The organism is Marinilabilia rubra (genome assembly GCF_003121985.1).
Classification (GTDB): domain Bacteria; phylum Bacteroidota; class Bacteroidia; order Bacteroidales; family Marinilabiliaceae; genus Marinilabilia; species Marinilabilia rubra.
The window spans coordinates 238,426-259,970 of sequence record NZ_QEWP01000001.1; the positions used below are offsets into that span (position 1 = coordinate 238,426).

General features: G+C 43.4%; 16 protein-coding genes. 14 read left to right on the top strand and 2 right to left on the bottom strand.

Annotation, left to right across the window (positions count from 1 at the left end; all coding sequences use genetic code 11):
- Positions 1-8 precede the first annotated feature (8 nt).
- From DDZ16_RS01005 to DDZ16_RS01040, 8 genes are all read left to right on the top strand, one after another.
- Positions 9-1,847, top strand: coding sequence for a sodium:solute symporter family protein (locus DDZ16_RS01005; RefSeq protein ID WP_109262552.1), 1,839 nt, complete (start codon positions 9-11; stop codon positions 1,845-1,847).
- A complete protein-coding gene (locus DDZ16_RS01010) occupies positions 1,847-2,557 on the top strand; it encodes a GDSL-type esterase/lipase family protein (RefSeq protein ID WP_109262553.1) in 711 nt (236 codons plus the stop codon). Before DDZ16_RS01005 ends, DDZ16_RS01010 begins: the two co-directional genes overlap by 1 nt.
- 32 nt (positions 2,558-2,589) lie before the next feature.
- Entirely contained in the window at positions 2,590-3,564 is a 975-nt protein-coding gene (locus DDZ16_RS01015; RefSeq protein ID WP_109262554.1) for a DUF4434 domain-containing protein, read from the top strand.
- Positions 3,533-4,699 carry an AGE family epimerase/isomerase gene (locus tag DDZ16_RS01020; protein ID WP_109262555.1) on the top strand — a complete coding sequence of 389 codons (1,167 nt, stop codon included), beginning with the start codon at positions 3,533-3,535 and terminating at the stop codon, positions 4,697-4,699. The genes DDZ16_RS01015 and DDZ16_RS01020 overlap by 32 nt, the downstream gene beginning before the upstream one ends.
- A 219-nt stretch (positions 4,700-4,918) precedes the next feature.
- Positions 4,919-6,862, top strand: a complete 1,944-nt coding sequence (locus DDZ16_RS01025) for an FAD-dependent oxidoreductase (RefSeq protein WP_109262556.1) — start codon at positions 4,919-4,921, stop codon at positions 6,860-6,862.
- The gene (locus tag DDZ16_RS01030; protein WP_109262557.1) at positions 6,862-8,280 is read left to right on the top strand and encodes a DUF5009 domain-containing protein; all 1,419 of its coding nucleotides are present in this window, start codon (positions 6,862-6,864) and stop codon (positions 8,278-8,280) included. Before DDZ16_RS01025 ends, DDZ16_RS01030 begins: the two co-directional genes overlap by 1 nt.
- A gap of 45 nt (positions 8,281-8,325) precedes the next feature.
- On the top strand, positions 8,326-10,578 hold the full coding sequence (locus tag DDZ16_RS01035; protein ID WP_158275585.1) for a GH92 family glycosyl hydrolase: 2,253 nt from the start codon (positions 8,326-8,328) through the stop codon (positions 10,576-10,578).
- 565 nt (positions 10,579-11,143) lie between these two features.
- A complete protein-coding gene (locus tag DDZ16_RS01040) occupies positions 11,144-12,235 on the top strand; it encodes an SGNH/GDSL hydrolase family protein (RefSeq protein ID WP_109262559.1) in 1,092 nt (363 codons plus the stop codon).
- Positions 12,236-12,635: 400 nt separating this feature from the next.
- On the opposite strand, the gene DDZ16_RS01050 is transcribed toward DDZ16_RS01040, so the two are convergent.
- Both DDZ16_RS01050 and DDZ16_RS01060 read right to left on the bottom strand, forming a co-directional pair.
- A complete protein-coding gene (locus tag DDZ16_RS01050; RefSeq protein ID WP_109262561.1) occupies positions 12,636-13,853 on the bottom strand; it encodes an ROK family protein in 1,218 nt (405 codons plus the stop codon).
- A gap of 369 nt (positions 13,854-14,222) precedes the next feature.
- Positions 14,223-14,948: an RDD family protein gene (locus tag DDZ16_RS01060; protein ID WP_109262563.1), complete on the bottom strand. Its 726-nt coding sequence runs from the start codon at positions 14,946-14,948 to the stop codon at positions 14,223-14,225.
- A 380-nt stretch (positions 14,949-15,328) separates the two neighbouring features.
- On the opposite strand from DDZ16_RS01060, the gene DDZ16_RS01065 reads away from it, so the two are divergent.
- Genes DDZ16_RS01065 through DDZ16_RS01090 form a run of 6 tightly spaced genes read left to right on the top strand, consistent with a single transcriptional unit; the run spans position 15,329 to position 21,449 of the window.
- Positions 15,329-16,324, top strand: coding sequence for a stage II sporulation protein M (locus tag DDZ16_RS01065; protein ID WP_109262564.1), 996 nt, complete (start codon positions 15,329-15,331; stop codon positions 16,322-16,324).
- Positions 16,302-17,168, top strand: a complete 867-nt coding sequence (locus tag DDZ16_RS01070) for a hypothetical protein (protein WP_109262565.1) — start codon at positions 16,302-16,304, stop codon at positions 17,166-17,168. Before DDZ16_RS01065 ends, DDZ16_RS01070 begins: the two co-directional genes overlap by 23 nt.
- On the top strand, positions 17,168-17,899 hold the full coding sequence (locus DDZ16_RS01075; RefSeq protein WP_109262566.1) for a hypothetical protein: 732 nt from the start codon (positions 17,168-17,170) through the stop codon (positions 17,897-17,899). The genes DDZ16_RS01070 and DDZ16_RS01075 overlap by 1 nt, the downstream gene beginning before the upstream one ends.
- Positions 17,896-19,098 (top strand): DUF4350 domain-containing protein, encoded by a 1,203-nt coding sequence (locus DDZ16_RS01080; protein ID WP_109262567.1) that lies wholly within the window; start codon positions 17,896-17,898, stop codon positions 19,096-19,098. The genes DDZ16_RS01075 and DDZ16_RS01080 overlap by 4 nt, the downstream gene beginning before the upstream one ends.
- Positions 19,099-19,100: 2 nt before the next feature.
- Positions 19,101-20,105, top strand: coding sequence for an AAA family ATPase (locus DDZ16_RS01085; protein ID WP_109262568.1), 1,005 nt, complete (start codon positions 19,101-19,103; stop codon positions 20,103-20,105).
- A 12-nt stretch (positions 20,106-20,117) separates the two neighbouring features.
- Entirely contained in the window at positions 20,118-21,449 is a 1,332-nt protein-coding gene (locus DDZ16_RS01090; RefSeq protein ID WP_109262569.1) for a DUF58 domain-containing protein, read from the top strand.
- The last annotated feature ends 96 nt before the right edge of the window (positions 21,450-21,545 follow it).

The window sequence follows — 21,545 nt, forward strand, 5'->3', positions numbered from 1 at the left end:
AGAATACAATGAATTTGTCCCTTGTTGATGTTGGAATTGTTATGGCCTATCTGGTCCTGACATTGTTTATCGGATTTTGGTTGTCGAAGCGGGCATCAAAGGATCTGGAGGCTTATTTTCTGGGTGGAAACAAGATCAAATGGTACTTTCTGGGTTTATCTAATGCCTCCGGGATGTTTGATATTTCAGGTACTATGTGGACGGTGACCATCGTCTTTGTTTATGGACTCAAGAGTGCCTGGATCCCCTGGTTATGGCCGGTCTGGAATCAGATATTTGTAATGGTTTTCCTCGCCATCTGGATGCGACGATCCAATACTATGACGGGGGCCCAGTGGATTACTTTCCGCTTTGGGGATGGCCGTGGCGGAAGACTCTCACACATCATCGTGGTGGTTTTTGCGGTGGTCAGTGTGATTGGTTTTATCGCCTATTTTGTTGAGGGAATTGGAAAATTTGCTACCACATTCTTCACATGGGACCTTTCCACCACCATAATGGGACTGCATTTAACCTCCGAGCAGGTTTATGCTTTGATCATTATCGCCATTACTACTGTCTATACTATGAAAGGCGGCATGTACAGTGTGGTTAGTACCGAGGTGTTGCAGTTTCTCATTATGACGGTGGCATGTGTATCAATCGGCATCATTGCTTACAATCAGGTTACGCCTGAGCAGGTTGCTGCCGTTGTACCTGAAGGATGGACCGATTTGTGGCCCGGGTGGGAACTGGATCTCGACTGGTCCGGGCTATTCCCCGAGTTGAATGATAAAATAGGAACCGATGGCTACGAAATGTTTGGGATGTTGCTGATGATGATGCTGCTGAAAGGGATTTTTGCAAGTCTGGCAGGACCGGTACCAAGTTATGATATGCAACGAATTTTGAGTACCCGTACCCCTTCCGAAGCTGCTAAAATGAGTGGACTTACTTCTTTGGTGTTGTTTATTCCACGTTATCTGATGATTGGTGGTTTTGCAGTTCTGGGATTGGTGTATCTGAAGCCTGAACTCATGAAGATGGGCGCCGATATTGATTTTGAAATGGTATTGCCTTTGGCCATCCGTCAGTTTGTGCCAGTGGGTATTAAAGGATTGTTGCTGGCAGGTCTTTTGGCAGCTTTTATGGGTACCTTTGCAGCCTTCATTAATGCTGCTCCGGCCTACCTGGTCAACGATTTGTATAAAAAGTATGTAAACCCTCAGGCTTCTAATAAAAAACTGGTTCGTTACAGCTACATGTCAAGTCTTATTTTGGTTGTAGTAGGTATTGCCTTTGGTCTTTTTGCAAAATCCCTGAATAGCCTTACGCTATGGATTACCTCTTCACTTTACGGTGGATATGCAGCTGCCAATGTATTGAAGTGGATTTGGTGGCGATTCAACGGTATGGGCTATTTCTATGGGATGCTTGGAGGACTGATTGCTTCTGTGGTAGTTCCACCCTCGGTGCGAATCTTTGTTCCCGGAGCTATCGATATCTACATTTTTCCTTTGATATTACTGGTGTCAATGACTGCTTCAGTATTGGGTACTCTTTTTACTAAGCCTGAAGATATGAGGACGCTCAAAATATTTTATAAGCAAACCCGTCCCTGGGGTTTTTGGAAGCCTGTAAAAGAAGAGGTGATGAAAGAGGACCCTTCATTTGTGCCTAATAAGGATTTCAAAAGGGATGCATTTAATGTGGCGGTTGGTATTACCTGGCAAATGTCGATGGTGGTTTTACCCCTCTATTTCCTTTCGGGAGAGTATTCTTCGGCCTGGGTCTCTCTGGGAGTGTTTATTGGTACATCCGTGCTTCTGAAATTCTTCTGGTACGATCATATTAAGAATATGGACTAATGATGAAAAGAAGTGGTTTTGACATAAACGTAAAACGGACTCTGATTTTCCTTGCATGTTCCTTTGGTCTTCTGTCGGGGATTTATGCGCAGGAAGCACCAGTGGATACCTCCTATGCAAATAGTTACTACTTGTATAAAAAAGGAATGCATGAATCTGTTCCGGTTAATTCCTGGAATGTCGTTTTTGTAGGGAACAGCATAACTGAGCGTGGCCTTTGGGGAGAATGGTTTCCTGAAATACCGGTGTTGAACCGAGGAATTGGGGGCGATAACTGCTGGGGTGTGGATGCCCGCCTTGGCACCCTGTTGGAAGCCAAACCCACCGTCATTTTTTTACTCATCGGCATTAATGATTTGGGCAGGGGGCTACCTCCAGATTTGATTTCCACTAAATATGAGCAAATCATCCGCCGGATAAAAAATGAAAGCCGGAATACCCGGTTGGTGCTTCATACGGTTTTGCCCATTAATGAGACGAACATAACGTTTGAGTACATGAAAGGTAAGACTCCGAAAATCCTGGAATTGAATAAAAGAATAAGGCAGTTGGCTAAGAAATATAATGTAAAGTTAATCGATCTGCATCAGGTTTTTGCTGATGGTCAGAATCAAATGCCGGATAAACTGGTTATTGATGGGCTGCACCTTAACAATGCCGGTTATCAGCGATGGATAAAGGCTCTGAACGAGTCTAATGTTCTTCGGTAAATTGAATATAACAACGCTAAAGAGATATTTGGATGAGAATTAAAGGTACTTTTTTAGATGAGATAAGTCACGATATACCCCATCAGAACTGGGGGCGCGATGAGTGGGACAGAGATTTCGGGTATATGAAAAAAGCCGGAATTGATACTGTTATTCTCATTCGTTCGGGATATCGAAAGTGGCAGACTTTTCCCTCGGAAGTTTTGATGAAAAGCGAAGGGACGTACCGTCCTCCCGTTGATTTGGTTCAAATGTATCTTGAACTGGCGGAGAAGTATGGCATGTCTTTTTATTTTGGACTTTACGATTCCGGTAAATACTGGACTGAAGGGAAGTTTTCTCAGGAGGTGGATCTGAATAAGCGGGTGATTGATGAGGTGTGGACGAAATATGGGCACATGCCCGCCTTTAAGGGGTGGTATGTGTCGCAGGAGATCAGCCGTAAAACAGGTCAGATTATTGATCTTTACGCCAGTCTGGCACGCCATTGCAAAGATGTTTCAGAGGGGTTGCCGGTTCTTATATCTCCTTACATTGATGGCATCAAGAACGTGAGTCAGTATGTTAATGATACAACCAAAGCTAAAGGGATTTCATTGCAGCAACATGAAAACGACTGGCGTGAGATTTTTGATGGTATCAAAAATGCTGTTGACATTGTAGCCTTCCAGGATGGACATGTTGACTATGATGACCTGACCGGATTTCTTCAACTCAATAAATCTCTGGCCGATGAATATGGTTTGGAATGTTGGACCAATTCTGAAACTTTTGACAGAGATATGCCCATTAAATTTATGCCCATCAAATGGGAAAAACTATTACTTAAGCTTCAGATGGCTGAGAGAGCAGGTATTCATAATGCCATTACTTTTGAATTTTCCCACTTTATGAGTCCACAATCTGCTTACTTGCAGGCAGGACATCTGTATAACCGTTATCTCGAGTATTTGGAGTTAATAAAATCAAAGAACAATGGATTTTCAAAAACTGGCTTTACAGTATAAGCAGGAACTGCTCGAAAATGTTGTGCCTTTCTGGCTGAATAAATCACAGGATGAGCAGTTTGGAGGCTACTTTTCGTGCCTCGACCGTGAAGGCAATGTTTTCGATACCGATAAATTTATCTGGCTTCAGGCCCGTGAAGTGTGGATGTTCTCAATGCTCTATAACCGGGTTGAGCAAAAACCTGAATGGCTCGAATGTGCCCGTCAGGGAGGGGAGTTCCTGAAAAAATACGGGCACGATGGTTTTGGTAACTGGTACTTTAGCCTTACTCGAGAGGGGAAACCACTGATTCAACCCTATAACATATTTTCGTACACTTTTGCTGCTATGGCTTTTGCCCAACTGGGGCTCGCCACAGGCAATCAGGAATACACCAACCTGGCAAAAACAACTTACGATCGTATTCTGGAACGTCAGGAGAATCCCAAAGGCCGTTACAATAAAGCTTATCCAGGTACGCGGCATCTGAAGAATTTTGCATTGCCCATGATTATGTGTAACCTCAACCTGGAGATGGAGCACATACTGGGGGCTGACTATGTGAAAGAATCCGCGACAAAACTGATGGATGAGGTTTTGAATGTTTTCTATCGGCCTGAATGTGGTCTTGTGGTGGAGAATGTGAATGAAGATGGTTCCTTGTCGGATACCTTCGACGGAAGATTATTAAATCCGGGTCACGCCATTGAAGCCATGTGGTTTATCATGGATCTGGCCGAGAGAATGGACAAAAAGGATATCATTGAACAAGCACAGCAAATTACCCTCCAAACACTGAAGCATGGATGGGACGAAAAATATGGCGGAATCTTTTATTTCATGGATGCCAAAAACCGTCCACCCCAACAATTGGAGTGGGATCAGAAGCTTTGGTGGGTGCATATAGAATCGCTTATTTCCCTCCTCAAAGGATACCGCCTTACCGGTTCAAAAGAGAGTCTGGAATGGTTTGAAAAAGTCCATCAGTATACCTGGGCCTATTTTAAGGATGAGCAGTATCCCGAGTGGTATGGTTACCTCAACCGGCAGGGCGATGTATCACTTAATCTTAAAGGTGGTAAGTGGAAAGGATGCTTTCATGTACCCCGCGGCCTTTACCAATGCTGGCAAACGTTGGAAAGTATTGCAAAATAAGGGGCAGGCATGAGGTTGTCTCAAAAGTCCAAGTTTGATGTCATTCTGAGCTTGTCGAAGAATCTATTCCTTTGGTAACAGACGTTTCGACTAAGCTCAACATGACTCGCTTTTGGGGTTCATTCTTTTTTGACAAATCCATTGAAAATCAAACAAACCTCGTTCCGGATGGGGAACCAAATATATAAATCACACCAACATAGTTTTAATCGCATAAATATGAAAATTACCTGGTTTTTCTTTTTGTCGTTGTTGTTTGCCTTGGGGGCTTGCAGAGGACCTCAATCCTCCAATACCAAGGAAGTAGATGTTTTGATAATCGGAGGAGGTGCCAGTGGTAGTATGGCCGGTATTCAATCAGCGCGTATGGGGGCTGAAACGCTTATTGCTGAGAAAGGTCCCTGGCTTGGGGGTATGCTTACTTCGGCGGGGGTAAGTGCCATTGATGGTAACCATAAATTACCCTCCGGTTTGTGGGCTGAGTTTCGCCAGAAGCTTTATGATTATTATGGAGGTCCCGATTCTGTCAGTACCGGATGGGTCAGTCATGTTCTTTTTGAACCTTCGGTGGGAGCCAACATATTAAAGTCAATGGCGGATGCTGAACCCAAACTTGAATTAAGCTTTAACACTAGTCTGGTGTCTCTGGAAAAGAACGAGGAAGGCTGGACGGTTTTGGTAGATGGTCCTCGCGGCAGCCAAACGATCCAGACCAAAGTAATCATTGATGGAACCGAGTTGGGTGATGTGGCTGCAATGGCAGGTATTCCTTACGATGTTGGTATGGATTCGCGTTATGAAACCGGGGAGGAAATAGCACCGGAGGAGGGCAATGATATTGTGCAGGACTTAACTTATGTAGCAGTATTAAAAGACTACGGTGAGGGTAGGGATAAGACCATTAAAAAGCCCGAAAACTATGATCCTTCTCCATTCTTTTGTACTTGTGCCCATGAATGTGATGAAGATACTGCCGGTAACAAGCTTTGGGATTGTGATTATATGATGGAGTACGGTCGGCTTCCGAAGGACAAATTCATGATCAACTGGCCCATCCGTGGCAATGATTACTATGTAAATGTAGTTGAGATGGGACCGGAAGAACGAGCTGAAGCTTTAGCTAATGCAAAATGGTTTACAAGGTGTTACATTTATTATCTTCAAACCGAGTTGGGTTTTACCAATCTGGGCATTGCTGATGATGAATTCCCCACCTCTGACGGATTTCCGCTCATTGCTTATCATCGCGAATCGAGGCGGATAAAAGGGAAAGTCCGTTTTACAGTTAACGATCTGGCACGTCCTTTTAGTCAGGAAACGGCACTTTACAGAACCGGAATTGCTGTGGGAGATTATCCCATCGATCATCACCATTCGCGTTATCCGGATCAGTCACAGGTGCCCTATCTTCATTTTTATCCGGTTCCCTCTTACACCCTGCCTCTTGGAGCGCTTATTCCAAAGGATACTGAAAATTTCATTGTTGCAGAAAAATCTATTTCTGTTACCAATATAGTGAATGGGACGACCCGCCTTCAACCGGTTTGTATGCTTATAGGACAGGCGGCCGGAACTCTGGCATCTCTTGCCGTACAACAAGGGGTTACCCCTGCCGATGTCCCGGTGCGGCAGGTTCAGAGCCACTTGATTGCCGATGGAGCTTACATTATGCCCTATTCGGATGTTAACGTTGAAAAAAAATATTGGGAGGATGTTCAAAAAATTGGAGCTACAGGAATACTTAAAGGAGAGGGGAAAAACATTGGCTGGTCCAACGTTACTTTGTTTTACCCCGACTCGGTGATGACTGCAAATGCTTTAAGAGATGGTCTGAAGGATATTGCACCCGGTTTTAATTTTAATTCACATGAAGAAATTCTGACCATTGAGGAAGGTGTCAATACGGCCTTTTCTTTGTCACGGTATATGAATCCGAATATTCAACCTGAAATTTCAAACGAGGATATCTCAATGATTTGGCAAGAAATGGGATGGGGAGAAATGCAACCTCATGTTTCTATAACCCGGGCTCAGATGGCAGTGTTGCTAAATCGAATTGTGGAGCCATTTTCTTCTGTAGAAGTAGATCTACAGGGCCTGTATAAAAAAGAAAAAAAGAATCTGTCTTTTAATAAGTCGTTAGCTTTAAGAAGGTTTATCTGATGTCAACCGGCAAAGTTCGTTTTGAAGCACTGGATGCCTTGCGTGGTCTGGCTATTTTAATGATGGTTTTGTCAGGCACTATCCCTTTTGAAGGGGCTTTGCCCGGATGGATGTATCATGCACAACTGCCTCCGCCGCAGCATGTTTTTAATCCCGACTGGCCTGGTCTCACCTGGGTTGATCTGGTATTTCCCATGTTCTTGTTTTCGATGGGGGCAGCCATCCCGTTTTCTTTTGGAGGGAGAATGGATCGTGGAACAACACATGCAAAAATAGCTGGTCACCTTATTTGGAGGTTCCTGGGGCTGGCTGTTTTTGCAGTTGTTTCGCAACATCTTCGCCCGTGGGGGATGGATGCACCTGATTTTGTGAAATGGTTACTGGCATTACTGGGCATGGCGCTGATGCTATTGGTGTTTGCTTCACCTGCAAAGGGGTGGGCCGTTAAATATTCTTTCCTTATTCCTCTCACAGGGCTGGTGCTTACAATTGTTTTTCTTGGGTTAATGGGTATTGAAGGGGTTCGTGATTTTTCCTTAAAATCTTTCGACATCATAATTATGGTTCTTGCCAATACCGCTTTAGGTGGCGGGATTCTATATCTAATGTTTCGCAAATGGCATCAAGCACTTTGGGTATCGTTTGCTTTGTTGACTGCCTTTTTTCTAAGTGCCCGCGATGGCAATAACTGGATGAGCAACATCTATGACTGGTCGCCTGTTCCCTGGTTGGTTTCCTGGAATTATCTCAAATATTTGCTTGTATTAATTCCCGGAATTTATACCGGTATTGTTTGTCGGAATGCACTTCAAAACCCCGATATTGGGTCAAGACAGGAGAAAACCGGCAACGCTCGTATTGCTTTCGGAATACTTTTAGCAGGAATAGCTCTTGTGGTTGTTTCTCTATTGGGTCTTTATGCCCGAAAAATGGAGCTTTCCTTTGCTATTACCATTGTTCTGACAGTGGGATTGTTTTTATTGTTAAAAGAGTGGAGGAGTTTTTGGAGACCTGTATTTGTTAAATTATTTCCGGTTATTGTAGTATTGATTATAGGGGGTTACCTTCTGGAGCCTCTGCATGGGGGGATAAAAAAAGACCCGGCCACACTGAGTTACCTGATCCTTACAGCAGGTCTTTCAATGGTTTTGTTACTTGCTTTTGTTGTACTTAATGAAGAATTTGGCCTCAAAGGATTAATGTTTATTCTTATCGGCTCGGGGAAAAACCCCATGATGGCTTATGTTGCCGGAAGCAATCTGGTTATTCCGGTTTTAGCGCTTACGGGAATGGAAAGTTTGCTTTACTTCGATGAAATGCCGGTTGTTTCAGGAATGGTTAAAGCCATAATAATTACCTTAATGGTAGGAATAATAAGTGCTCTGGCGGCACAAAAAAAGTTCTTTATGAGGGTGTAAGCCGGGATGCAAACACAAATTATGCTGATATTTAAAAGAAAAAATATGAAGATTTTCCGTTTTTCACTGATTGGATTGATTACTGTCGGAATACTGATGGGATGCTCAACCGGGCAGACTGCTTCCGAGAAAGAAAAAGATTTAACCGGGTATGTTGATCCGTTTATCGGTACGGGTTTTCATGGGCATACCTATCCCGGGGCTGTGTTACCTTTTGGAAGAGTGCAGTTAAGTCCTGATACTCGTCTCAATGGTTGGGATGCTTGCAGCGGGTACCATTACTCGGATAGTACCATTTATGGATTCAGTCACACACACCTAAGTGGTACCGGTATTGGCGATATGGGCGATGTCCTTTTTCTGCCCTATACCGGAGAAGTGGATGAGGCTCCCCTGGCTACTTTTTCTCATAGCGAAGAGCAGGCATCCCCTGGTTATTATCAGGTGACCCTTAAACCATGGGATGTGAAATGTGAATTGAGTGCCACTTTGCGAACCGGCTGGCATAGATATACCTATCCGCAAGGTAGTAAACCCGGTTTGATGATTGACCTGGCCCATATTCTTCAGGAAACCTGGGGCAATAGTGTGCTTGAGGCTTCCCTGAAGGTGATTGACGATCGTACCATTGAGGGATACCGGATGACCAAAGGCTGGGCTGCTAAAGATCCTGTTTGGTTTCGTGCAGAATTTAATGAGCCGTTTTTAGTAGAAAAGATCGTAAAGGACGGAGAAAGTCTGGAGGGGGTAAACAGTGCTGAGGGAACCAACTTAAAAATATTTTTATCCTTTGAAAAGCTGGATGCGCCTTTGACAGCCAAAGTTGGAATATCTGCTGTGGATGAAGCAGGTCCTGGCATCAACCTGAAGGAAGTCCAGGCTCTTCAGTCCTTTGATGAAGTGGTTGCAGAAGCCCGGAAAAACTGGAATGAAACTTTAGAAGCCATCGAGATAAAGAGTGACGATGAAGATGTGCTGACCAATTTCTATACTTCTCTTTATCATTCGCATCTGGCACCGATGGTTTTTAGTGATGCCGACGGTCGTTACAGAGGAATGGATCACGAAATTTACAACACCAACGGAAAGGGGGAAGCTTACACTGTCTTTTCCCTGTGGGATACCTTCAGGGCCTGGTATCCGTTGATGACCATTATCGAACCTTCACTGTCTTCTCAATGGGTTTACTCTTTATATGAGGGAAGTCAGCAGGGAGGATTGTTGCCCAAGTGGCCGCTTGTTGCCAATTACACCGGTACGATGGTGGGTTATCCGGCCCTTTCGTTGATGGCTGATGCTTCAACAAAAGAGCTTATTGATTCGATACCCGATAAGCTGATTGCTGCAGCAGAGAAGTCTGCAACCTGGCAGCCCGAATGGCATGAGCAGGCTAAAGGTACCCGGGCTGAAATGGTCATGCCTTTGCACATCAAATACAAAGAATCCAACGGGTTTGTACCGGTTGACAAGGTTCAGGGGGCTGTTTCATGGGGCCTCGAAATGGCTTATTACGACTGGTGTCTGGCCACCCTGATGGAAAATGAGGGGCACGCCGGTGCTGCAGAGAAATGGTATGCCAAAGGACAATATTATAAACATTATTTCGATCCTTCAACCGGCTTTATGCGCGGGAAAAATCTGGGCGGAGATTGGTATGCCGATTTTAACCCCAATTACTCCAGCCATATGAAAAGTGAGTATGTTGAAGGCAACGCATGGCAATGGTCACCTTTTGTTCCTCACGACCTTGAAGGTTTTCGGAAACTCCTTGGAGGTAAAGAGGCCATGGGAGAATGGCTCGATAATTTATTTACTACAACCAGCAAAGTGGAAGGGGAAAATGCCAGTGCCGATATAACGGGCCTCATTGGTCAGTATGCACACGGAAATGAACCCAGCCATCATGTCGCTTATATGTATCAGTACACGGATAGGCCCTGGCGTACTCAGGAAATTGTGGATACCGTTCTCTATAATTTCTACAAACCGGAGCCGGCAGGCATCATTGGTAATGAAGATTGTGGACAAATGTCTGCCTGGTACATTATGAGCGCTCTTGGGTTTTACCAGATTAATCCGGGAGAACCGGTATATACTCTGGGACGACCCATCGTTGATGAAGCTCGTATCCGGGTGAATGAGGGATGGTTTGAAATTATAGTACATAACAATTCTCCTCAGAATAAATATGTAAAGGCGGTGAAGCTAAATGGAGAAAAACTTCAATCCAACCAGTTTAAACATAAGGATATTCAAAACGGTGGAAAGCTGGAATTCTTTATGTCTGATAAACCTTGATTTTGTTTGGCTGGAGTACCGTTGAAAATTTTGGGTTTTGATATAGTTAATAGAAAAACTATAATGCACAGAGTCGGCAATAAATTTGCCGGCTCTACTGGTTTTAATAGGGCCCGCTGAAAAAGTCAAAAGGGCATAATTTACAAGCCGACAAATCGAAGATGTATTGGAATACTTCAAGATTTTGTCGGTGAAGTAAATTTTGTTCTTTTGGCTAGTGTGACATTTATTAAATTGGTTTACTTGAATTTTAAGTGATTTTTTTCTTTGTGCAAGGCGGGGCTTGCCAAGCATAGCCTTAGCTACGGTTAAAAGCCCCAACGAAGCAGAATGGAAAAAAGGGCTTGAAATTAGTGAAGGAATTTAGTAATTGTCACACTAGCTAATTGTCTGTCTCAAGTGCAAGGTTATTTGTCTGTTGCGTCAAAAAACCTTGCACCTGAATTATTATTTATTGCTGTAATGAGTTGTTATTCAATGTTTTTTGAGTTTTTAGCTGGTCCTAAAATAGGTTGTATCTTTACCCCCTCACGAATCAAAGTAGTTTCCAGTAATACGTTGAACGATGAAGAATAGAGTATTTTTTTTTATTGCATTAATGTTTTCCATGTCGGTAAATCTTTTCTCACAGAAAAGTGATCATTTTTTTCCTGCCACCCATGAACACTTCAATTACATGGGGCGGGTGGATTTTTCAGATAACCAGGTAGCACGTTACGATTGGCCGGGAGTAATGGTGCGATTTCGGTTTACCGGTAACGAATTAAAGTTGCATTTTAGGGGAGGAGAACGAAATTATTTTGATCTCATGGTTGATGGTGAACGTCTGAAGGTTTTACATGCCAAAGGGGACACCGTTGCCGCGATTGAGGTTATAGAGGGGAATGGACCACATGTTGCCAGTTTTTTTAAGCGTACAGAAGGCGAAATGGGAGAGACCCGTTTCTTTGGCCTTGAATTAGGCAAAAAAGGGAATTTGCTGCCATGGGAAAAAGAGGCTGATCGCCGCATTGAGTTTGTTGGAAATTCCATCACCTGCGGGTATGGTGCCGAATCGGAAAGCAGGCATGATGACTTTGATCCACGTACCGAGAATGTTGGTAAATCCTATGCTACACTTGTTGCCAGGGCTTTGAAAGCCGACTATCATGTGGTGGCTCATTCCGGACTGGGCGTGGTTCGAAACTACGGCGATTCTCAGAAAGTTTCCACTCAACTTGCCACAATGCCTCAGCGTTTTGGCCGCGCTTTGGATATGGATGATTCAGTGGAATGGGATTTCTCGCAATGGCAGGCCAATGCTGTTGTTATCAATCTTGGCACCAATGATTTTTCAACTGAGCCTCATCCCGATAAGGTTGTTTTTCAAAGGACTTACGAGGAACTAATTCAACAAATACGCTTAGCCTATGGAATGGTTCCGGTGTTTTGTGTGGTAGGCCCTTTGACAGATGAACCGTGTCATACCTATGTGAAAGAAGTTGTTCAAAACTATGGTCTGCTATACGCTGATGAAAATGTGTATTTCATTGGAATTCCACCAGCTTTACTTGATGCAGATACCGATTTTGGAGCCGATGCACATCCCTCGTATAGTGGTCAGCAAAAGATGGCCGATCATCTAATTCCGGTTATTTCAACTGTTATGGGTTGGTAACAAGTTACAGCTAACAACCAGTAAGAAAGGTTCACTGTAGCGAAGATGCAGACAGAAGTATGCTAGGTCAAGCTGTCCAAAAAGTAATGGGTCTTGAGTTTTTGGTCATTCTGAGTGCCTACCCCAAATAATCTTGGCGAATAATGCGGATATGGCAAGACTTGCTGTCTTCGGCTCCTGGTCCCTGAAAAGGGGCCAATCTGGATAACCCCGGGTGAAAACCCGGGGGAGAGGCCACTAAAATATCTGGTCCCTGAAAGGGGTCAATCACCAACATGTTGATATTCTGATTCCTACAGAAATTTGTCATTGGTAACGGAGTGAAGAATCTCTCTTTTTTGACGATTTCAAAATGCTCATTAAAACAATATATTGACTTTTTGGACCGCCTCTTTGAGATTTAAATTAAATCATGCTGCTTAAAAACCATAGCTGAAGCACCAATGTAACCCGTTTCGCTTCCCAGTTGGGACGTTTTTATGGTCAAATATCTGAGCGGAATGGTTAATGCGGTTTTATTCATCCCTGTTTTGATGGAATCGGTAAACATATAGCCGGCCTGGGCAAACTTTCCGCCTATTATGATTAGTTCAGGATTCAGAAGATTTACGATATTGCCCAGAGCCATTCCCAGTTTTTCACCCATTTGTTGAAGGAGGTTAATGCTTAAGCCATCTCCTTCATTGGCAGCCTCAATAATGTCATCGTAACGAATGTCTTCCAGTTCTTTATTGCTGCTGGCCAGGGATATGCCGCCCCCGGATATGTCACTTTTGAAGTTTTCTTCCAGTGCATACCCGGATACTTCCATTCCCAGGCAACCTCTTTTGCCGCAAATGCATAATTTCTCTGAGTTGCCCATTTGCATGTGCCCAAATTCTCCGGCAAATCCCATACCTCCGGTGACTATTCGCTTGTGGGCAATGATGGTCATCCCCAAACCACGGCTGACATTCAGAATCAGCGCATTTCTGGCTTCTTTGGCTTGGCCCAGCACTTGTTCGGCAAGCCCCATTACATGGGTGTCGTTGTCGATGTAAATTCGCTTTTTTAGTCTTTTGGTCAGATATTGGGCAAGTGGTTCGTCATGGAAATTGAAGAAATTGTACGACTCACCCGTCAGGGTATTGACTCTGCCAGTGAGACCAATTCCAATGCCTAAAATATGTTCCTTTTCAATATTGGTTTCCTGGAGTGTTTCCTGAATGAATGAGATGACTGTTTCCAAACATTCGGGTGTATTTTCAAGTCTGAAATTCTTGTCTTGTTTTTCCAGAACAACTTTTTGATCCAGTCTTACTACTGCAATGCTGATTCGTTTAAAAAGAATTTCAACTCCAATAGCGTAAAACTTATTGATGTTGAGCGTGTAAAGGGTTGGTCGTCTTCCGTTTTCGGTCTCTTTTTTTCCTTCCTCCAATACCAGATCGTCATCCATTAATTCGTTGGTGAGTTTTATGGTAGTAGGCGTGCTGATCCTGACCATTTTCTGGAGCTCGGGGATGGTGAGAGGATCACTGGCTTTTGAAAGAGCCCGGATTATTTTGTTTTTCTGTTTTGCCTGCCTGCTTTGGTTACTGACTTCTTCAGACTCTGAAAAAACGGAATTTACCGACATATTGCTGGATATTAGTGTTTAGTAAAGGGACATTATTACATCTGCTCCTCCATTTCGTTTTATACGGTTCAGAATTTATTTGAACGGATCTTGAACGTTGGATGAGTTTAATGTAAAAATAATAAAACCTGACTTGTTTTTTATTAATGTGCCGGCAAATTTTAAATTTTTTTTTAAACTAATCAAAGTTTTGGGAAGTGTTGTTATGGTGATTTTTACAAAAGGCCTGTTTTTGTTTATGGACGGATGCATTGAGCAGCCCCTTGCCAGACTTTTGGGAAAAAACCTGAGATTGCCTGGTAATACTTTGTTAATTGGGGAGAGGTTGTCTCAAAGATCCAAATTTGATGTCATGGCCCATTGTGGCGTTTAGGCTTCCCGGTGACAGGCATTATAATCCTTAATCATTATCGAAAGATACTCCTTATCAGGCAATGATGAGTTCGTGTTGGTTTTGCGTTCAATGGCTTTGCGGGTAGAGGAAAGAAGTTCAACATAGGTATCCGGTCTATGCTCAGTATTTGAAGTGGCCTGAATGACTTCTTTGATCACCTGAACGTCCTGATCAGAGAGAACCTCTGCTTCAGGAAAACGAGGTTGGTAATTTTCTTCCACATCCATCCAGAGCGTTTGATTGAAGCCATGTTTTTTTGATGTTTTAAGAATGGTTGTACCCGCTGCAATATCGCCCAGCCTTTGTCCTTTCCCGTTCACTATTATCGTTATGGTTGCAAGAGCTCCGGAGGTGAGAGAAATGTCTGCCAGTCTGAAAATCCATCTTATAAAACAATTGGCAGAGGTAACCTGAGAGCCATCAGCTTTGAATACTTTTATTTTCATGGCACGTTTCCCCGGACTCTGACCATTCAGGAAAATCTCGAAAACCAAATGATAAAAAAATGCAGGGAGTGCGAATATAATGAGCCAAAACCCGGGTTCCATACCAAGCCAGGCAAAAAGAACTACACTTAACACAAGCCCATACGCTAAAATAATGAGCACGTCGAGAAAATAAGCCAGAATTCTGTCAGCAACGCTGGCTATCGGGAATTCCAGAGATACATTTTGTGTGGTATTCAGTTCTATTGTTTCCATCCTGTAAAGGGGTTGAGTTGGATTTATGACCAACAAATGTAATAAAAAATATTACCGGTTGAGTTCCAATATTTCGTTGTTGATTAGGAAATAGTGTCAAGTCAAGTGTAGAATGTCGGGTAAGCTGCCGTTATTTTTCAACTTGTGCAAATCAACTAAAAAGCAAGCATAGCCGTAGCTGCGTGAGTCTTTTTTTTGAGAATCACAAGGTAGAAAGAGCAAGGCTTGGGGCGTCAGACTATGCTTGACTTGACAAAAGAGGTGTTGTTTCTGTCAAATCACTCAATGGTCTCCCGGGGGCGTTCGTAAAAAACTCTGAAAAATACTCCCAAAACCTCTGTTTTTTTAATTAAATTGGCGGGAATTTAAGATAATAATGAATGCGTGAAGTAACTTTCATAAACAGGAATCGGAAACGTTGGCAGGATTTTGAACAGAAAATCGTTAATCCACAGCGCTTACAACCGGATGAGCTGGCAGACCACTACATTCAGCTGACCGATGACTTATCTTATGCACGCACATTTTACCCCGGCTCCTCAATTGTTCAGTATCTTAATAATCTAGGCAGTAAGGCTTACCATCTTATTTACCAAAATAAAAAGGAGAAATCTACACGTCTCCAGACTTTTTGGACACAGGAGCTGCCCCGGGATATTTACAAGGCACGACACGATTTTTTACTTTCGCTTGCCATTTTTGTCATCTCCATGGTTATTGGTGTGGTTTCGGCTTTAAATAACGATGATTTTGTAAGATTGATTCTTGGGGATCAATATGTAAATATGACCCTTGACAATATTGAAAAGGGAGATCCATTGGCCGTGTATGGAAACATGTCTGAATTGCCCATGTTTTTATTGATTACGGGCAATAATATCATGGTTTCTTTTGTGGTTTTCCTTTTTGGGCTTCTCACCCCTCTGGGGACTGCCTTCAATTTATTTCGCAACGGTGTTATGGTAGGTGCTTTCCAGGCTTTTTTCTACCAACACTCACTGCTAACGGTTTCTTCACTGGGCATATATCTTCACGGAACTCTTGAGCTGTCTGCCATAGTATTGGCGGGAGGAGCGGGTATAATGCTTGGTAAAAGCATGCTTTTTCCCGGAACATTGCCCCGTAATACGGCTTTTGTTAATGGCGTCAAAAAAGGCACTAAAATTATGCTGGGCCTCGTACCGTTTTTTATTTTGGCCGGGGTTATTGAAGGGTTTATAACCCGCTATTACAATCAGATGGGGATCTTTGTCAATTTATTGATTATTGGTATCTCTCTGACTTTGATCATCGGTTATTTTATTTATTATCCAATTTATATTCATAAACGTTTAACCCAAAATCTTACGGACCATGAACAACAGACCGGAAATTGAACTAAAACGCGAACGCGATTTTTCAGATGTATTCAATGCTTCATTTGCATTCCTGAGTCAGGAAATTAAACGACTGACCCGGGTTGTAGCAATGTATGCAGGGGTGCCTGTTATTATCGCAATTATCATGAGTGCCTATTACACTCAGGATACCTTTTCAACCATGTTTCAGGTAATGAGTGGAACCAATGTATCAACCATTCCTGATCCTATGCTTATCTTTTTAACCATTGTCATTAGCTTTTTGGCTACCATTTTTTTGGCGGGACTTATTCCGGCTTACATGGGAGAATATGAAGAAAAAGGGAAGAATGGTTTTGGTGCTGAGGATGTATGGAAACGCTTTGCAAGGCATTTCGGAGCCATTATAGGATTCAGCATCCTTGGCTCGATTATAGTAACAGTCGGTTTTTTTCTTCTGATTATTCCCGGAATCTACCTCTCGGTTCCAATGGCTTTTCTACTGTTTGTGAAAGTTATTGAAGACAAAAACCTGGGTGATACTTTCTCCCGCTGTTTTCAGCTGGTCAGGAATAACTGGTGGATAACATTTGGTATTATTATTCTGGCTTATATTATTATCAGTATTGTTTCCTGGTTGTTTTCTGTTCCTGCCTTAATTGTTGGGGGGATTCAGGGATTTCTGGTAGGATCCGGCGAGCAGGAAGCTTTTCAAACCGACTCGTTGGCATTCATCCTTACTACTGTTATTTCCGGTCTCGGACAGTATATCCTTTACCCGGTTTTATATATCATTATTGCTTTTCAGTATTATTCCCTTAGAGAACAAAAAGACCGCGATACCCTAATGGGAAAAGTTTCTGCTATAAACGAAGAGGAATAATGCTGCAACGACTTCTGTTTTTTATTGTTTTACTTAGCTTATGGGCTGCTCCTGAAACGAAGGCTGCAGTTCATAAGGATTCGCTTGCGCAGGATAAAGTGAGTGCGTGGGACGAAGGGGCGGTATATTACCGTCAGCCGCCATATGAACAGATTGAAGAATGGAAGTCTGACAAGAAATACCGTTACGACCGGGGTGAAGGTCCCGGTTTGCTGGATTATCTTTTGTCCCGGTTTTTATACTGGCTGGTCTCACAAACAAGTGACAAGCCCTGGTACTTTTACGTCTTTGTCGCCATTGGTGCCTTATTGATATTGTTTTTGATATTGAGACTTCTGGATGTTCCGGTTACCGGCTTGTTTATGATGTCCCGCCATCCGCAGAATACCGGTTTGCAATATCAGGATGAAGCCTTTGATTTTTCTTCGGAAAAACTGCGCCAAATGCTGGATATGTTTCGCAATAACGGGGCCTATCGTGAAGCCGTCAGGGTGTTGTTCCTGCTTTATTTGAGAAATTTACATGATAAAGGAGTTGTTACGCTTAAGCACTTTAAAACCAATCACGATTACCTGCACGAAATAGATTCGGAAAAGGAACGAAAAGTGTTTCGTCAAAGGATGCATTTCTTTGACGTGGTTTGGTACGGACATACAGATGTTAACGAGGCACAATTTAATAAAGTGGAGGCAGCTTTTGCGAATTCAAAGGAAGGAGGGGCCCGGTTATGATGAAAAGTAAGCGAAAAGGAAGGGTGCTAACCTGGATTCTGGGTATTGCTTTGGCATTATTGATCATAGCCACCATCTTTGCCCCACGGCCACTTAACTGGAATTACAGCTTTTCAAAGAATGATGAAATCCCTTTTGGCACATACCTTGTTTATGAATCTCTGGATTCCCTTTTCCCCAGGGAGGATATTGTTACATCGTGGACCAAGCCAAAAAATTTCCTGGATGAGAAGATTCCGTTAAAAACCAATTTTATTTATTTGAACGGACGGATTAAATATGAAGATGAGGATGCCCGTGAACTCATTAAGGTCGCTTCAGCAGGGAATCATATTTTTATTGGAGCAGAGCAGGTATACGGACTTTTGGCAGACACTTTTAAGTTGGAATATGAACCCGATATCGTACCGGGAGCAGGTTTTTACAATACTGATTCGGTAGGTTTTCATTTTGCCAACCGGAAATTAAAGTCGGGATTCGGATATTGGTACCCGAGGTGGATGACCAAATTTTATTTTACCAGATATGACTCTGCCCGAACCACCGTTTTGGGGCATGACCACGAAGGCAATACCAATTTTATAAGGGTAAAAGAGGGTGATGGCTATTTTTACTTTAATGCCAATCCTCTCGCTTTTACCAACTATCATTTGCTGTCGCGTAATAATAGTGAATACATTTTTAAAGCATTATCTTATTTGCCTGATCGCTCCACGGTATGGGACGAATTCTACAAACCGGGGACAAGGCACCAGGAAGGGTTGTTCGATTACGTTTTAGACCACAGAGCATTGAGAATTGCCTGGTATATTATTCTCTTCGGGGTGTTGGTATTGTTTATCTTCGGGGCCCGGCGAAGACAACGCCCCATTCCCGTTATTTCAAGTCCTGAAAATACTTCACTCAGTTTTATTGATACCATGGCCAGGCTTTATTACAGCCGTCATGATCATCTGGATATTGCCACCAAGCGATATACCTATTTTCTGGAGTTTTTAAGGACACGCTATTACATTAATACCGGAGCCGATGAAAGCCGGGTGATTTCCGAAGTGTCTCGTAAATCCGGGGTCTCGGAGCGATCGGTAGCTGCCCTTTTTAAGATGGGCAACAAACTTGGGCGTTTGAGACAGATTTCGCAGGAAGACCTGGAACAGTTTAACCGACAAATTGAATTTTTTTACAATAACTGCCGATAACTATGGAAGCTTATAACCAAAATCATGACGACGGAAAATCTCTTTTTGAGAACCGTCTTAATGTTGAAGAACTCAATCATGCGGCCTTTCGGATTCGCAATGAAATCGGGAAAGTCATTGTTGGGCAGGAGAAGGTCCTGGATCACTTGCTGACGGCTCTTTTGGCCAATGGGCACGTGCTGCTCGAGGGTGTGCCGGGAATTGCCAAAACGATGATTGCCAAGCTGCTTTCGAAATGCGTGAGTACCGGCTTTTCACGCATTCAGTTTACCCCCGACTTGATGCCTTCGGATGTCCTGGGAACCATGGTCTTTCATTCTTCCCGTTCGGAGTTTGAATTCAATAAAGGCCCCATCTTCTCAAACTTTGTGCTGATTGACGAGGTGAACCGAGCCCCGGCAAAAACCCAGGCAGCTCTTTTTGAGGTCATGGAGGAACGTCAGGTTACCATTGATGGTGTGACTCACCCAATGGATGCTCCCTTTATTGTTCTGGCCACCCAAAACCCTGTTGAGCATGAAGGAACTTACCGTCTTCCCGAGGCTCAGCTGGACAGATTTCTTTTTAAGGTAAAGCTGGATTATCCATCGGTAGATCAGGAAGTGACCATTCTTCAGAATACACAAGACAGGGGCAGCAACCTGGAGGTTGAGCAGGTTTCTCCGGTTATTACGGCTGAAGAAATTGTCGATTTTCAAAATCTGGTTACCCAGGTTCGGGTCGATCACGACATTTTGAGCTACATTGCTTCAATCATAGATAAAACCCGTCACCACAGCAGTCTTTTTTTGGGGGCAAGCCCCAGGGCTTCTATAGCCGTGTTGCGCTCTGCCAAAGCTTTTGCTGCTCTTGAAGGCCGCGACTTTGTAACCCCCGAAGACGTGAAAGAAATGATTGTGCCTGTACTCAACCACCGGGTTATTCTCACGCCGGAGAAAGAAATGGAAGGTCTTCAGCCCGAAAGTGTAATTAAAAGAATTGTTGATTCGGTTGACGTACCCCGATAAATCGCCACATTGATGACCATAAAATCCATATATCCACGACCGCGATTCTATTACGGATTGGCTGCTTTAGTAATATTGATGTTATTGGGCCATTTCTGGTATACTTTTTTTGTGATCGGGTTGGCAGGCATTGCGGCATTTTTCTCTTTGGTCTTAATTGATGTTCTGTTGCTTCTGCGGAAAAAAGGACGTTCCATTGATGGAAAGCGGATGCTTCCTGAGCGCTTCAGTAACGGAGATCCAAATAAAGTGAGTGTGGAACTTCAAAACTTCCTCCCTCTAAGCGTCGGATTGGAAGTTATTGATGAACTCCCCCCCCAGTTTCAAATCAGGAATTTTAATCGGCAGGCCTGGCTGAAACCGGGAGAAGCGTGGAGTTTTTCATACAATCTTACTCCGGTGGAAAGGGGTGAATACCATTTCGGCCATCTTAATGTTTTTGTGCATACCCGTCAGGGGATGGTTTCGCGGCGGCTTCATCTGGCTTGTCCGGAGACGGTGAAGGTTTATCCTTCGTTCATGCAGATGCGGAAGTTCGAAATTATGGCCATCTCGGACAGGTTGAGTGAGATGGGCATTAAGAAAGTCCGGAAGTTTGGCCACCAAATGGAGTTCGATCAGATAAGGGAGTACACTAAAGGGGATGATATCCGCACCATAAACTGGAAAGCCACAGCCCGGCGAAATCAATTGATGGTCAATCAATACCAGGACGAAAAGTCCCAGCAAATCTATTCTTTGGTGGATATGGGGCGCACCATGAAAATGCCTTTTGATGGTACCACTTTGCTGGATTATGCCATCAATACATCCCTGGTTTTGTCCAATATTGCCATGTTGAAGCATGACAAGGCCGGATTGATTACTTTTAACGAAAAGGTGCGCTGCATGGTGCCTGCTCGTAAAGAGCCTCATCACCTGCAAACCATTATGGAGATGCTCTACAACCAGGAGACCGGTTTCATGGAGCATAACCTGGAGGCTTTGTATGCCACCGTCAGACATAAAATTCCGCATCGCAGTTTACTGGTGCTTTACACCAATTTCGAAAGCTTGAAATCAGCAAGGAGAGAGTTGCCTTTCCTTCGAAGACTGGCATCCAATCACCTGTTGATGGTGGTCTTTTTCGAGAATTCGGAAATTGAGCAACTCATACACAACGAAGCCAATGACCTGGAAGATATATACCGCCAGACCATCGCCGAGAAGTTTATGTTCGATAAAAAGTTGATTGTAAAAGAACTGGAGCGGAACGGTATTCATGCCATTTTAAGCGAACCCGGCAAGCTGACCGTCGCCACCATGAATAAATACCTGGAGTTTAAAGCCAGGGGATTGATCTAAAAGGTTATTAGTTTTCAGGCAGAAGGCGGAAGTTTGAACCACAACGGAAAACATTAGGTGTTGAACCATATCAGGCTTATAAGACATTTTAGGATA

What these genes read in the sequence shown, in the direction of transcription:
- DDZ16_RS01005 (WP_109262552.1), top strand. Translation starts at nt 9, where the DNA reads ATGAATTTGTCCCTTGTTGATGTTGGAATTGTTATGGCCTATCTGGTC.
- DDZ16_RS01010 (WP_109262553.1), top strand. Translation starts at nt 1,847, where the DNA reads ATGATGAAAAGAAGTGGTTTTGACATAAACGTAAAACGGACTCTGATT.
- DDZ16_RS01015 (WP_109262554.1), top strand. Translation starts at nt 2,590, where the DNA reads ATGAGAATTAAAGGTACTTTTTTAGATGAGATAAGTCACGATATACCC.
- DDZ16_RS01020 (WP_109262555.1), top strand. Translation starts at nt 3,533, where the DNA reads ATGGATTTTCAAAAACTGGCTTTACAGTATAAGCAGGAACTGCTCGAA.
- DDZ16_RS01025 (WP_109262556.1), top strand. Translation starts at nt 4,919, where the DNA reads ATGAAAATTACCTGGTTTTTCTTTTTGTCGTTGTTGTTTGCCTTGGGG.
- DDZ16_RS01030 (WP_109262557.1), top strand. Translation starts at nt 6,862, where the DNA reads ATGTCAACCGGCAAAGTTCGTTTTGAAGCACTGGATGCCTTGCGTGGT.
- DDZ16_RS01035 (WP_158275585.1), top strand. Translation starts at nt 8,326, where the DNA reads ATGAAGATTTTCCGTTTTTCACTGATTGGATTGATTACTGTCGGAATA.
- DDZ16_RS01040 (WP_109262559.1), top strand. Translation starts at nt 11,144, where the DNA reads ATGAAGAATAGAGTATTTTTTTTTATTGCATTAATGTTTTCCATGTCG.
- DDZ16_RS01050 (WP_109262561.1), bottom strand. Translation starts at nt 13,853, where the DNA reads ATGTCGGTAAATTCCGTTTTTTCAGAGTCTGAAGAAGTCAGTAACCAA.
- DDZ16_RS01060 (WP_109262563.1), bottom strand. Translation starts at nt 14,948, where the DNA reads ATGGAAACAATAGAACTGAATACCACACAAAATGTATCTCTGGAATTC.
- DDZ16_RS01065 (WP_109262564.1), top strand. Translation starts at nt 15,329, where the DNA reads ATGCGTGAAGTAACTTTCATAAACAGGAATCGGAAACGTTGGCAGGAT.
- DDZ16_RS01070 (WP_109262565.1), top strand. Translation starts at nt 16,302, where the DNA reads ATGAACAACAGACCGGAAATTGAACTAAAACGCGAACGCGATTTTTCA.
- DDZ16_RS01075 (WP_109262566.1), top strand. Translation starts at nt 17,168, where the DNA reads ATGCTGCAACGACTTCTGTTTTTTATTGTTTTACTTAGCTTATGGGCT.
- DDZ16_RS01080 (WP_109262567.1), top strand. Translation starts at nt 17,896, where the DNA reads ATGATGAAAAGTAAGCGAAAAGGAAGGGTGCTAACCTGGATTCTGGGT.
- DDZ16_RS01085 (WP_109262568.1), top strand. Translation starts at nt 19,101, where the DNA reads ATGGAAGCTTATAACCAAAATCATGACGACGGAAAATCTCTTTTTGAG.
- DDZ16_RS01090 (WP_109262569.1), top strand. Translation starts at nt 20,118, where the DNA reads ATGACCATAAAATCCATATATCCACGACCGCGATTCTATTACGGATTG.